10 protein-coding genes are annotated in these 13009 nt (G+C 71.6%); 8 read left to right on the forward strand and 2 right to left on the reverse strand.

What is annotated here, in order from left to right:
* Positions 1-15: 15 nt before the first annotated feature.
* Complete coding sequence (locus ACIBCK_RS12345) at positions 16-2283, reverse strand: GTPase-associated protein 1-related protein (RefSeq protein WP_399389369.1); 2268 nt, start codon at positions 2281-2283, stop codon at positions 16-18.
* A 222-nt stretch (positions 2284-2505) separates the two neighbouring features.
* Between ACIBCK_RS12345 and ACIBCK_RS12350 the strand changes: the two genes are divergently transcribed.
* The 8 genes from ACIBCK_RS12350 (at position 2506) to rbsD (ending at position 12001) form a co-directional block, all read left to right on the forward strand.
* On the forward strand, positions 2506-3318 hold the full coding sequence (locus ACIBCK_RS12350) for an alpha/beta fold hydrolase (protein WP_399389370.1): 813 nt from the start codon (positions 2506-2508) through the stop codon (positions 3316-3318).
* Positions 3315-4586: a cytochrome P450 gene (locus ACIBCK_RS12355; protein ID WP_399389373.1), complete on the forward strand. Its 1272-nt coding sequence runs from the start codon at positions 3315-3317 to the stop codon at positions 4584-4586. The genes ACIBCK_RS12350 and ACIBCK_RS12355 overlap by 4 nt, the downstream gene beginning before the upstream one ends.
* Before the next feature lie 75 nt (positions 4587-4661).
* Positions 4662-5936, forward strand: a complete 1275-nt coding sequence (locus ACIBCK_RS12360; protein WP_399389375.1) for a DUF1266 domain-containing protein — start codon at positions 4662-4664, stop codon at positions 5934-5936.
* 155 nt (positions 5937-6091) lie between these two features.
* Positions 6092-7108, forward strand: coding sequence for a LacI family DNA-binding transcriptional regulator (locus tag ACIBCK_RS12365; RefSeq protein WP_399389377.1), 1017 nt, complete (start codon positions 6092-6094; stop codon positions 7106-7108).
* Positions 7105-8694 carry a sugar ABC transporter ATP-binding protein gene (locus tag ACIBCK_RS12370; protein ID WP_399389379.1) on the forward strand — a complete coding sequence of 530 codons (1590 nt, stop codon included), beginning with the start codon at positions 7105-7107 and terminating at the stop codon, positions 8692-8694. The genes ACIBCK_RS12365 and ACIBCK_RS12370 overlap by 4 nt, the downstream gene beginning before the upstream one ends.
* Entirely contained in the window at positions 8684-10630 is a 1947-nt protein-coding gene (locus tag ACIBCK_RS12375) for a substrate-binding domain-containing protein (protein ID WP_399389380.1), read from the forward strand. The genes ACIBCK_RS12370 and ACIBCK_RS12375 overlap by 11 nt, the downstream gene beginning before the upstream one ends.
* A gap of 49 nt (positions 10631-10679) precedes the next feature.
* Complete coding sequence (locus tag ACIBCK_RS12380; RefSeq protein WP_399389382.1) at positions 10680-11615, forward strand: ribokinase; 936 nt, start codon at positions 10680-10682, stop codon at positions 11613-11615.
* Positions 11612-12001: a D-ribose pyranase gene (gene rbsD, locus ACIBCK_RS12385; protein WP_399389383.1), complete on the forward strand. Its 390-nt coding sequence runs from the start codon at positions 11612-11614 to the stop codon at positions 11999-12001. The genes ACIBCK_RS12380 and rbsD overlap by 4 nt, the downstream gene beginning before the upstream one ends.
* A 48-nt stretch (positions 12002-12049) precedes the next feature.
* Here rbsD and ACIBCK_RS12390 read toward each other — a convergent pair whose 3' ends face one another.
* The gene (locus tag ACIBCK_RS12390) at positions 12050-13006 is read right to left on the reverse strand and encodes a kinase (protein ID WP_399389778.1); all 957 of its coding nucleotides are present in this window, start codon (positions 13004-13006) and stop codon (positions 12050-12052) included.
* Positions 13007-13009 lie beyond the last annotated feature (3 nt).

Genomic DNA, 13009 nt, shown 5'->3' on the forward strand with positions numbered 1-13009 from the left:
CGGTCTCGGGGGGCCTCACGGTCTCGGGGGACCTTGCGGTCTCGGTGGGCCCTGAGCCTCCGCCAGTCCGGCGCGCCACGCGTTCCACTCCTGGACGCGCTGCTGTCCCCGCCTCTCCGTGAGCCGGGCCAGCTCCGTGGCGACCTGACCGAGCACCAGGTCCTCGAGCCGGGGCAGTACGGGGGCCAGGATTCGCGCGAGCAGTTCCTCGGAGACCCGCTGCCACTCCGCGGTGACCCCGCGCCCTTGGCGGGGCCGCCAGGTGTTGTAGAGCGCGGCGATGAGAGCGGGGTTGTGCGGCAGTGCGTGGACCAGGCGCTCGCAGGCCCCGTCGTCGAGCAGGTGAGCGCGGTACGCCCGCAGCACATTGCCCTCCGCGGCCATCAGGTCCCGCAGCACCCCCGAGCGGTACAGGTCGGCCGGGTCCACCCTGGCGAGGCCCCGCGCGACCAGCTCGTCCACTCCCCTGCGCAGGACGACATGGACGGGAGACGCCCGCCGCAGGGTGGTGCCGAGCTCGCCGACGGCGCGGTCCGCGGGCACCCGCAGGTCGGCGAAGTCCGCTGCCAGTACGAGGAGTCCGGCGGTGGCGCGCTCACGCGGGCCGAGGCGCAGGGCGTGCAGGGCCCTGGCCAGGTCGACCAGCTCGGCGTCGACCCGTTCCGGCTCCATGAGCAGGCCCATGAGACGGATGCCGTAGCCCGCGTCGATGATCAGGCGTGCCGTGCAGGTCCTGGCGAGGCGCATCATGTCGACGCGGTCGGGCTGCCGGCCGCCCCACACCAGCCGCCACAGCAGCCGCAGCGTCTCGACGTCGTGCACCCGCCGCCCCGGCAGCAGCTCCGTCAGCGCGTCGAAGAGGTCGGCGCCTCGCGGCCCGCCGGACTCCCTCCTCAGGCGCGCGGCGGCTTCGGCGAGGCGGAGGGCGAGGGGAGCGTCGTCGATGTGCCGCAGGAGCCACGCTCCCTGCGGTGCGTTGACGAAGTCACGCAGCCGGTCCAGTTTCGGGTCGTTGAGGTCCTGCGCGAGCAGCTTCAGGACCCGCCGGTTCAGACCGGTGTGGCCCAGCGCCTCCAGGACCTCGACGGCTTCGGCGCACTCGCGCCGCCCGGGGTTGAGCAGAGCCCTGGCGAGCCGCCGCATGGCCTCGTCGAGTCCGCGCCCCGCGTCCGCGCCCATGGCGAGTGCGAGCCGCAGCGGCTCGGTCCAGGTCCCCATGGGGGCGCGCAGTCTGCGGCGCAGTTCGTCGTCCGCGCGCCCGCCGAACTCTCCGCGCAGCCGCAGCCAGGCCTCCGCGCTCAGCGGCAGCCGTTCGCAGGCGGCGAGGTCGGGCAGCGTGTCCTGGTCCTCGGCCACGGACACGTAGTGCCGGGCCAGGGCGAGGGCGAGGGGTTCGGCGGCGGCGCGGTCCTCCGTGCCGAGCTCCTGGCACAGGGCGTACAGCTCGTCGACGAGAGGGCTGCCCGCGCTCTGCTCGGCCACGGCTGCGGCATGGGCTCGGACGATCTCCTGGCGGGCGTCACCGGACATCGCGGCCAACTGCCGTACGTCGAGGGTCGGTCGTGTCAGCGCGAACGGGTCGTCATCGGCGCCCGGTTGGGGTGGTGTCCCCTCGATCCACTGCCGGGCGGTCACCTCGGCCCAGGTGTCGGGTATCGGGGTGCTCCCCTGGCCGCCGATGCCGTCGTGGACGCGGTAGAGGTGGTCGAGCGTCGTGCCGTCGAACCGGTCGAAGTCGGCGTCCGGGCCGATGCCGAGGATCTGTTGCGGCGCGCGTCGCGGCTGCGCCGTCCAGGTACTGAACGTCAGCGAGGACGCGTACGGTCCGGGGAGCGAGGCACAGGCGAGCGCGACCCAGTGGGCCACCGTCAGCGGGTCGTGTGCGGCGACGACGATCTGCCGTCCGGCCCGCTCGTCGAACAACCGGCGCACGTCGGCGAGGAAGGGTTCGACCCGGGGCGCGTTCTCGCGGGCGAAGCCGACGAGCTGCTCTGTCGACAAGTCCAGTGCGGGCATTGGGAGTTCATCGAGCGCGTCGACGCATACGGCGTCGACCCGGCGCCCCGCGTCGACGGTGGCGCACAGGAGCGCGCCGCCCCCGGGGAGTCTGCTGCGGCTGAGTCCTTCACGGTGGCCGACGGCGCGCACGTACTCGGCCACCTCGGGGGATTCCGGGGTCTGTTCGCTCTCCTGCTCCTGCGGCCCCGCCTGTGCGGGGATCAGACGGACGGCTCCGGTGACCGGCTCCTCGTCGAGCCGATAGCTGAGTCGGCGGATGGCCATGCCACATTGTGACCATCCGCGCGCCTCGATCGCAGGCCGTCCGCCAAGTTTTCACCTTCCTCGGTCATCACTCGGACCACGCCCTGCTCTCCGGAGACGCGGTGCGCGCCAGTGCACCGCAGTGCACCCTTGCGGGCCCGAGGGGTTGGGTCCAACGTTGTCCCGGGCCGCCACGCACGGCCACTTCCTCAAGGCGCCTTCCGCAAGGTGATCGGAGTCGACATGGCCTCCTCCCCGTCCTTCCAGCTCCCGCACGCCCTCCTGGGCGACGGCCCCCACAAGGTGATCGCCGTGCACGGCTGGTTCGCCGACCGCTCGGCGTACGCGCCGCTGCTCGCGGACCTCGACCTCGCGTCCTTCCAGTACGCGGTGGTCGATCTGCGCGGATACGGCGAGGCCAAGGACGCCGCCGGCGCCTGCACGACCTCCGAGGGGGCCGCCGACGTCGTCGCGCTCGCGGACCTCCTCGGCTGGGACCGCTTCTCGCTGATCGGCCACTCCATGGGTGGCAGCGTCGCCCAGCGGGTCCTCGCGATCGCACCGCACCGGGTCCGCAGGCTGGTCGGCGTCTCGCCCGTGCCCGCGTCCGGTCTCGAACTTCCGCCGGAGCAGTGGGAATTGTTCGCCGAGGCCGACCGGCTGCCGGGGAACCGCCGCGCCATCATCGATGTCACCACCGGCGGCACCCGGCCGGCGGCCTGGCTCGACCGCATGGTGGAGCGCTCGCTGGAGGTGAGCGATGCGAAGGCCTTCCGTACCTGGCTCGACTCCTGGGCGGGCGAGGACTTCCACGACCGGATCGAGGGCTCGACCGTGCCGGCCCTCGCGGTGGTCGGGGAGCTGGACCCCGCGCTGGGAGCGGAGCTGATGCGCCGGACCTGGCTGCGCTGGTACGCGCGCGCCGAACTCACCGAGCTCCCCCAGGCGGGCCACTACGCGATGGACGAGACGCCGCTGGCGCTCATCCGCGCCGTGGAGGACTTTCTGCGCAAGGACGGCGCGAGTGACCGAGTGAGCGGAGACAGCCTTTCGTGAGCACCGAACTGACCGCCGTCCCCGATGTGTTCGACCCCCGGCAGTACGCCGCCGGGGTGCCGCACGACCGCTATCGCATCCTGCGCGACCGGTGCCCCGTCGCCTGGCAGAACGAGCCGCGCGTGCTCGACTGGTCCGCGGGGCCCGGCTTCTGGGCGGTGACCCGGCACCAGGACGTCGTCCGGGTGCTCAGGGACTCCGCCACGTACTCGTCGTATCTGGGCGCCACGCAGATCCGCGACCCGGACCCGGACGACCTGCCGTTCATACGGCGCATGATGCTGAATCAGGACCCTTCTGCGCACGGCAGGTTACGGAGGATGGTGAGCCGTGCGTTCACGCCCCGGCGCGTCGAACGCTTCGAGTCCCTGGTGCGCCACCGGGCCCGCACCCTGCTCGCGACGGCCATGGACCGGGCCGGGGACTCCGACGGCATCTGCGATCTCGTCCCCGCCGTCACCGACGACTACGCCCTGCTCAACCTCGCCGACCTCCTCGGCGTTCCGGAGAGCGACCGCGGCCTGCTGCTGCACTGGACCCAGCGCGTGATCGGTTACCAGGACCCGGAAGAGGCAGCGGCCTTGACGCTCGGCCCTGACGGCAAGCCGGTCAACCCCCGCTCACCGGCGATGCTGCGCGACATGTTCGGCTACGCGCGCGACCTCGCCGCACACAAGCGCCGCGTACCCGCCGACGACATCATGACCACCCTCGCGACCGACCCCGAACTGACCGCCCCCGAGCTGGAGATGTTCTTCTTCCTGCTCACCGTCGCGGGCAACGACACCGTGCGCGGTGCGGCGCCCGGCGGCCTCCTCGCGTTCGCCGAGCACCCGGACGAGTACCGCCGCTTCCGCGAGGGCGACGCCCCGATCTCCACGACCGTGGACGAACTCCTGCGCCACCACCCCCCGGTCCTCACCTTCCGCCGGACAGCCGCCAAGGACACCATCCTGGCGAACCGGACCATCCGCGCCGGGGACAAGGTGGTCGTCTTCCACGCCTCCGCCAACCACGACGAGCGCGTCTTCGCGGACCCGCACCGGCTCGACCTCTCCCGCTCCCCCAACCCCCACGTCTCCTTCGGCGATGGCCCACACGTCTGCCTCGGCGCACACTTCGCACGACTCCAACTCAGGGTCCTGTACGAGGAGTTCCGGGACGTGTGGCCCGCGCCTCCGGAGCCGGCCGGAGCGCCGCGGCGCCTTGTCTCCAACTTCATCAACGGGCTCAAGTCGGTGCCGGTCCACGTGCCGAGTACGCGGTAGCCATCGGATACGGTTCAAGATCCACCGCGAACCCCGCGCGCGAGCCCGCGCGCCGTCGACCACGGAGACTCCCGCATGCACGGCGCAGCCGTCCCCGCCACCGATGACGAGAACCACGACGACATCTTCCCGAGCGCAGAGGCTCCCGACGACGGCACCCCCTGGCAGGCGCCGGCCGACCTCGAAGAGCATCTGTACGAACTGTGCGAGGCCGACGACGGGTACACCTATCTGCGGGCGATAGCCGTCACGGGTCTGTACCGCCCGGTGGCCGCGACCCACGTCGTGCCGGGTGCGACCGAGCGCCCGGTCCTCACCATCGACCTCCCCGACGGCCGCCGGATCGCGCAGATGTACACCGTCGGTCTTCTGCCGCGCCCGCACCCCGAGGTGGTGTACGAGTTCGTCACGCTGGGCATGCTCGCCGCCGAACTGCCCGACGACATCGACCTGTTGGTGGTCAACGCGGCCACCCCCTGCCAGCAGTTCTATCTCACGACGGACGAGGAACGGGATGTCTGGGCGGACCTGCACGCGGACCTCTACGTCGACGGCCGTCTGCACGACCGCATCGACACCCGACGCACCGGCGCCCCGGAGTCCCCCGTCCTGCTGCACGGCCTGGCCTGCGGCGCCCACCTCTGCTTCGCCAACGGCGACGCCTGGAACACCTTGCACTGGCACGGCGCGGGGTACGACTCGGAGGTGGAGCGCCTCGCGGAGTGGTGGGGCGTGCACGGCCGCGAGGACTGGCTCGACACACAGGAGCGGCTCCTGAACGGTGAAGTCAGCCCCTGGTACTGGGACTTCGTCCTCGGCGCCCGTACGTCACTGATCGAGCAGTTCGGCCCGCGCGTCGACCCGGAGCTGTGGCGCCGGTGCGTGGAGGTGACGATCCGCAACCGCATGGCCGAGAACGGCGGCCATGATGTCGCGCACAAGCCGGGCGACGACCCCGACCTGGACGACTTCGTCGCCGCGCTGCGCGGCCTCGTCGGCAAGATCATCCGCTACGAGTCCCGCTTCAGGGCCGACGAGCTCCTGCCGCCCGACGGCCATGTCCGCACCATCGCGGCCTGGGACATCGGGCGCGCGTCGAAGATGGCCCGCTGGGGGCGCGGCGCCCGGTACGCGACCCACGCCGAGCTGGAGGCGGCCGTCGGGCGGGCGAGCCACGCGGCCCGGACGGCGTACACGTCATGGGAGGAGTTCTCCGCCGGCTACGTCCTCGGGCGCTGCCTCCACTTCGACGAGGAGCAGTTCGGGGACTGGTACACGACCGTCCTCCAGGCCCACCGCGAGCTGGTCTCGGATCCGGACAGCCCGTGGCTGACGGTGCCGTTCCAGTGATCCGGTAGCGACCCGGGGGCGCCCGTGATCGTCCCGCTCACCTGAGCGCCCCGCATCACAATCTGGTCTCGCTGTCCCGTCAGGGTCTTGCCACCTGCCCGTGTAATCGATTCCAATCCTCCGTGTAATCGATTCCACGAGGAGGTGGACCGGCGATGGCGAGCATCAAGGACGTCGCGGCCGAGGCAGGCGTATCCGTCGCCACGGTCTCGCGCGTCCTGAACGATCACCCCTCGGTCAGCCCGGCCGCCCGTGCCCGCGTCATCGCCGCGACGGAGAGCCTCGGCTACCGCCCGAACGCCGTCGCCCGCTCCCTGCGCACCGCCCAGACCCGCACGCTCGGGCTGGTCATCAGCGACGTACTGAACCCGTACTTCACGGCCCTGGCCCGCTCCGTCGAGGAGGCGGCCCGCGCACTCGGCTACAGCGTGATCATCGGCAACGCCGACGAGCGGCCCGAGCTGCAGGACCACCACGTGCGCACGCTCCTGGACCGGCGGATCGACGGGCTCCTGGTCTCCCCCACCGACGGCGGCTCCCCGCTGATGCTCGACACCGCGCGCTCCAGCACCCCGATGGTCTTCGTGGACCGCTGGATCCCGGGCGTGGACGTCCCCGTCGTCCGCGCCGACGGCCGCGAAGCCGTCCGTGACCTGGTCGCCCACCTGCACGCGATCGGCCACCGCAGGCTCGCGATCATCGCCGGGCCCGCGGCCACCACCACCGGCAGCGAGCGCGTCGAGGCCTTCCGCGACGCACTCGCCGCGTACGGGCTCCCGCTGCCCGCCGAGTACATCGGGCAGGGCGACTTCCAGGCCGACAGCGGGCTGCGCGCCACCGAGCGGTTCCTCGCGCTGCCCGAGCCGCCCCACGCCATCTTCGCCGCGGACAACCTGATGGCCCTCGGCGCGCTGGACGCGATCCGCGGGCGCGGCCTTCGCGTGCCGCACGACATCGCGCTCGCCGCCTTCGACGACATCCCGTGGTTCGTGCACACCGACCCGCCGATCACCGCCATCGCCCAGCCGACCGGTGATCTGGGCCGGGCGGCGGTGCAGGCCCTGGTCGACCTGATCGAGGGCAGGAGCCCCCGGTCCGTCACCCTGCCCGCCCGTCTCGTCGTACGCCGCTCCTGCGGCGAGTCCCCCACCGACCGGAGGAGCAACACGTGAGTACCGCAGAGGAGTTGCCGCGCGGCGCCGACCGCGACCCCGACGAGCTGCTGCGCATCGAGGGAATACGCAAGACCTTCCCCGGCGTCGTCGCGCTCGACTCGGTCGACTTCGACCTGCGCCGCGGCGAGGTGCACGTCCTGCTCGGTGAGAACGGCGCGGGCAAGAGCACGCTCATCAAGATGCTCTCCGGCGCCTACCGCCCCGACAGCGGCCGCATCCTCGTGGACGGGAAGGAGACCCGCATCCACGGCGCGCAGGACGCCGAGCGGCTCGGCATCGCCACGATCTACCAGGAGTTCAACCTCGTACCCGACCTCACCGTCGCCGAGAACATCTTCCTGGGCCGCCAGCCGCGCCGCTTCGGGATGATCGACCGCAAGGCGATGGAGTCGGCCGCCGAGGAGCTCCTGAAGCGGGTCGGCGTCCAGGTGTCGCCGCGCGCCAAGGTACGTGAACTGGGCATCGCCCGGCTCCAGATGGTGGAGATCGCCAAGGCGCTCAGCCTGGAGGCCCGCGTTCTGATCATGGATGAGCCGACGGCCGTCCTGACGAGCGAGGAGGTCGACAAGCTCTTCGCGATCGTGCGGCAGTTGCGGGCGGACGGCGTCGGAGTCGTCTTCATCACCCACCACCTCGAGGAGATCGCCGCCCTCGGCGACCGCGTGACCGTCCTGCGCGACGGCCGCAGCGTCGACCAGGTGCCCGCGTCGACCGCCGAGGACGAGCTCGTACGGCTGATGGTGGGCCGCAGCATCGAGCAGCAGTACCCACGTGAACGTCCCGACACCGGCGGTGAGTTGCTCACGGTGAAGGGCCTCACCCGAGACGGCGTCTTCCACGACGTCAGCTTCGAGGTGCGGGCCGGGGAGGTCGTCGGCCTCGCGGGGCTCGTCGGCGCGGGACGCACCGAGGTGGCCCGCGCCGTCTTCGGCGCCGATCCGTACGACGCGGGCTCCGTCGACGTACACGGCGAACGGCTGCCCCGGCATGACGTGATCGCCGCGATGGGCGCGGGCATCGGCCTCGTACCGGAGGACCGCAAGGGGCAAGGGCTGCTGCTCGACGCCTCCGTTCAGGAGAACCTCGGCCTGGTGACGCTGCGTTCGGCGACGCGCTCCGGGCTCGTCGACCTCAAGGGGCAGCGGGTCGCGGCCGCCAGGATCGCCGAGCAGCTCGGCGTGCGGATGGCCGGCCTCGGCCAGCATGTGCGCACGCTGTCCGGCGGCAACCAGCAGAAGGTCGTCATCGGCAAGTGGCTGCTCGCCGACACCAAGGTCCTCATCCTCGACGAGCCGACGCGCGGCATCGACGTCGGCGCGAAGGTCGAGATCTACCAGCTCATCAACGAACTGACAGCCTCCGGGCACGCGGTCCTGATGATCTCCAGCGATCTGCCCGAGGTCCTCGGCATGAGCGACCGCGTGCTCGTCATGGCGCAGGGCCGCATCGCGGGCGAACTCGCGGCGGACGAGGCGACGCAGGACGCGGTGATGGCGCTGGCCGTCAGCACCACCGCACCGACAGACGTGTCGGCAGCGACACAGAACGACGCGAACGAAGGGGAGGCCTCCCGTGGCCACTGAAACGCTGAAGAGCAACGCGGGTGGCGCCACCGGTCTGCGCCGCGTGCTGCTCGACAACGGCGCGCTGAGCGCCCTGGTCGTCCTCCTGGTGGCGATGTCGCTGCTGTCCGGGGACTTCCTCACCACCCAGAACCTGCTCAATGTGGGCGTGCAGGCGGCCGTCACCGCGATCCTCGCGTTCGGTGTCACCTTCGTGATCGTCTCGGCGGGCATCGACCTGTCGGTCGGCTCGGTGGCTGCGCTCTCCGCGACGGTTCTTGCGTGGTCGGCGACGTCCGAAGGGCTGCCGGTCTGGCTCGCGGTCGTTCTCGCCGTCGGCACCGGCATCGCGTGCGGATTCGTCAACGGTCTGCTCGTCTCGTACGGCAAACTCCCGCCGTTCATCGCGACGTTGGCGATGCTGTCGGTGGCCCGCGGTCTCTCCCTGGTCATCTCGCAGGGCAGCCCGATCCCGTTCCCCGACTCGGTCTCCAACCTCGGTGACACCATCGGAGGGTGGCTGCCGGTCCCGGTCATCGTGATGATCGCGATGGGTCTGGTCACCGCCCTCATCCTGGGCCGTACGTACATCGGCCGCTCCATGTACGCGATCGGCGGCAACGAAGAGGCGGCCCGTCTCTCCGGGCTCCGCGTGAAGCGGCAGAAGCTCGTCATCTACGGCCTGTCCGGCCTCTTCGCCGCCGTCGCGGGCATCGTCCTCGCCTCCCGCCTGGTCTCCGCGCAGCCGCAGGCCGCGCAGGGCTACGAGCTGGACGCGATCGCGGCGGTCGTCATCGGCGGCGCCAGCCTGGCGGGCGGTGTCGGCAAGGCGTCCGGCACGCTGATCGGTGCGCTGATCCTGGCGGTGCTGCGCAACGGCCTCAACCTCCTTTCGGTGTCCGCCTTCTGGCAGCAGGTCGTGATCGGCGTCGTCATCGCGCTGGCGGTCCTCCTGGACACGTTGCGGCGCAAGGCGGGGGCGACTCCGGGGGCCTCGACGGGCGCGGCGGCCGGTGGCGGGAAGAAGGGTCCGCAGATACTGAAGCTCGGCATCGCGGCCGTGCTGGTGGCGGCCGTCGTGGGCGCCGTCTCCTTCTTCAACAACGGCTCGTCCGGTACGACGACGAAGATCGGCATGTCGCTCTCCACCCTCAACAACCCCTTCTTCGTGCAGATGAAGGAGGGCGCGCAGGCGGAGGCCAAGAAGGCGGGCGTCGACCTGACGGTGACGGACGCGCAGAACGACGCATCGCAGCAGACCAACCAGCTGCAGAACTTCACCGGCGAAGGCATGGAGTCGATCATCGTCAACCCCGTCGACTCGGACGCGGTGGGCCCCGCGGTGCGCGGCGCCAACAAGTCCGACATCCCGGTGATCGCCGCCGACCGCGGCGTGAACAAGGCGAAGGCGGCGACGCTCGTCGCCTCGGACAACGTCGCGGGCGGCAAGCTCGCCGCGAAGACCCTCGCGGAGAAGCTGGGCGGCAAGGGCAAGATCGTCACGCTCCAGGGCGTGGCGGGCACGTCGGCGAGCCGCGAGCGCGGCAAGGGCTTCGCCGAGGGCATCAAGGAGTACCCCGGCATCAAGGTCGTCGCCTCCCAGCCCGCGGACTTCGACCGCACCAAGGGCCTGGACGTCATGACGAACCTCATGCAGTCCAACCCCGGCATCAACGGCGTCTTCGCCGAGAACGACGAGATGGCCCTCGGCGCCGCCAAGGCGCTCGGCAACAAGGCGGGCAAGTCGGTCTCGGTGGTCGGCTTCGACGGAACCCCCGACGGACTCAAGGCCGTCGAGGCGGGCACGCTGTACGCGTCCGTGGCCCAGCAGCCGAAGGAGCTGGGCAGGATCGCCGTACAGAACGCGGTGAAGGCGATGCGCGGCAAGAAGGTCGAGGAGACGGTGAAGGTCCCGGTCAAGGTGGTCACGAAGAAGAACGCGGCCGACTTCTCCTGACCGCGCCTCCATTGCCTCAACACCGTACGAGCAGGAGTTGGACCCACAGATGCACGACCACGAGCCTCATATCGACGACGCCACGTACGACCTCCTGGTCGTCGGGTCGGCCAACGCCGATCTGGTGGTTGGTGTCGAGCGCCGGCCCGCCCCCGGCGAGACGGTCCTCGGTTCCGACCTCGTCACGCACCCCGGCGGCAAGGGCGCGAACCAGTCGGTCGCGGCGGCTCGGCTCGGAGCCCGCACGGCTCTGCTCGCGCGGGTCGGCGACGACGCCCACGGCCGGCTCCTGCTCGACTCGCAGCGGGCGGCGGGCGCGGACACGGTCGGCGTGCTGGTCGGCGGGGCGCCCACGGGCGTCGCGCTGATCACCGTCGACCCGTCGGGCGACAACAGCATCGTGGTCTCGCCGGGCGCCAACGCCCGGCTGACCCCCGAGGACATCCGCGCGGCGGGCAGCCTGCTCGCCGCGTCCCGAGTGGTCTCGACGCAGCTCGAGATCCCCATCGAGTCGGTCACGGAGGTCGTACGCACCGTGCCCGCCGCCACCCGTTTCGTCCTCAACCCCTCTCCACCGGCCCCGCTCCCGCCCGAAGTCCTCGCGGCGTGCGACCCGTTGGTGGTGAACGAGCACGAGGCGCGCTACATCCTGGGCGATGACGCGGCCGTCGAGGGCTCCCCCGAGGACTGGGCGCGGGCGTTGCTCGCCCTCGGCCCGCGCTCGGTGGTCATCACTCTGGGCGCGCAGGGAGCACTGACGGCGGACGGCCACAGCTCCCCCGTCACGGTGTCGAGCCCGAAGGTGGAGGCGGTGGACACGACCGGCGCGGGCGACGCGTTCACGGCGGCCCTGGCCTGGCGCCTCGGCCTCGGCGAAGACCTCCCGACGGCGGCGGCGTACGCGGCGCGCGTGGGGGCCGCTTCGGTCACCCGGCGGGGCGCGCAGGAGTCGTACCCGACGGCGGACGAGGTGGCGAGCGCGTGAAGAAGACCGGCATCCTCAACCGCCATCTGTCCGGCGCACTCGCCGAGTTGGGCCACGGGGACACGGTCCTCATCTGCGACGCGGGCATGCCCATCCCGCCGGGGCCGCGGGTCGTCGACCTGGCTTTCCGGGCGGGGGTCCCGTCGTTCGCGGAGGTACTTGACGGGCTGCTCGCCGAGCTGGTGACCGAGGGCGGAACGGCGGCGACGGAGGTCCGTCAGGCGAGCCCGGCGACAGCGGACCTCCTGTCCTCCCGCGTCACCCCCCTCACCCTGGTCCCCCACGAGGAACTCAAGCGCCGCACGGCCACGGCCCGCCTGGTGGTACGCACCGGCGAGGCCACGCCGTACGCGAACGTGCTGCTGCAGTGCGGGGTGTTCTTCTAGCCCGGACCGCTCGGGTGCTTTTCCAGCCCGGAACGCTCGGGTGCTCTCCTAGCCCGGACCGTTCGCGAAACTCAGCGTCCGGTACACCGAAACCCCGCCCTCCGTACGCCCACCCATCAGCTCCCCGCACGCCTGCGCCGCCGCGCTGACACGCTGTGTGTACGAGGGGTCCTCGGTGTCGAGGAGGATGCCCACGGCCGTGCCGCTGTGCGCCACGACGACACCCAGGCCCCCGACCTCCCGGCAGATCTCCCGAATCGGCCCCAACGTCCATTTGTGGCGCAGGAGTTGATTCATCTGGGCGCTGCGGGTCGCGACCCTGCCGACCTCCGCCAGGTCGCGGCGGCGGACGGCGCACGCGAGCCGGTCGAGCAGGCGCGCGTACTCATGATGGTCGGCCAGGGTGAACGGCTTGGGGATACGGTTGAAGTCGACCGTGTCGACCGAGCCGCCCTCGTCGATCCCCACCACGGCCATGACCGGGAGTGATCCGAGGACGCCGCGCAGCCGCACCGTGCGGTGGTGGAAGGCGACGATCGCCGGGTAGAGCACACCGTCCGTGGGCTCGATGTCCGCGAGCAGCCGCTCGATACGCGTCGGCGGCATCGCGACACCCAGCGCCTGCCCGACCGCACGCGCGGTCGCGACCAGGTCGGCCGAGGAGCTCGCCAGACCCTTGCCCTCGGGGATGACGCTGTCGACGTGGAGGGTCCCCCCGGTCGACACTCCGGTCTGCCGCTCCGCCAACTCACCAATGGTGCGGGCGAGTTGGAGCGCCTTGGTCTTGCGCGCGGGCCGGACCGTCACCTCACCCCCGGAGTCGGGCTCCCGCCGGAACGTGGCCATCGTCCACCGCGCGACGGGCAACGTCACCAGGAAGTCCCCGTCCCCCTCCGGCAGCACGCCCTGAAGCAGCTCGCCGAAGGTCCCGAAGGCGGTACCCACTCCGATGCCGGCCGATCCCGCACCCGCCACGCGTGGCCTCGGCCCGGCCTCCACGGACAGCTT

Source organism: Streptomyces sp. NPDC051218, from assembly GCF_044455475.1.
GTDB lineage: Bacteria > Actinomycetota > Actinomycetes > Streptomycetales > Streptomycetaceae > Streptomyces.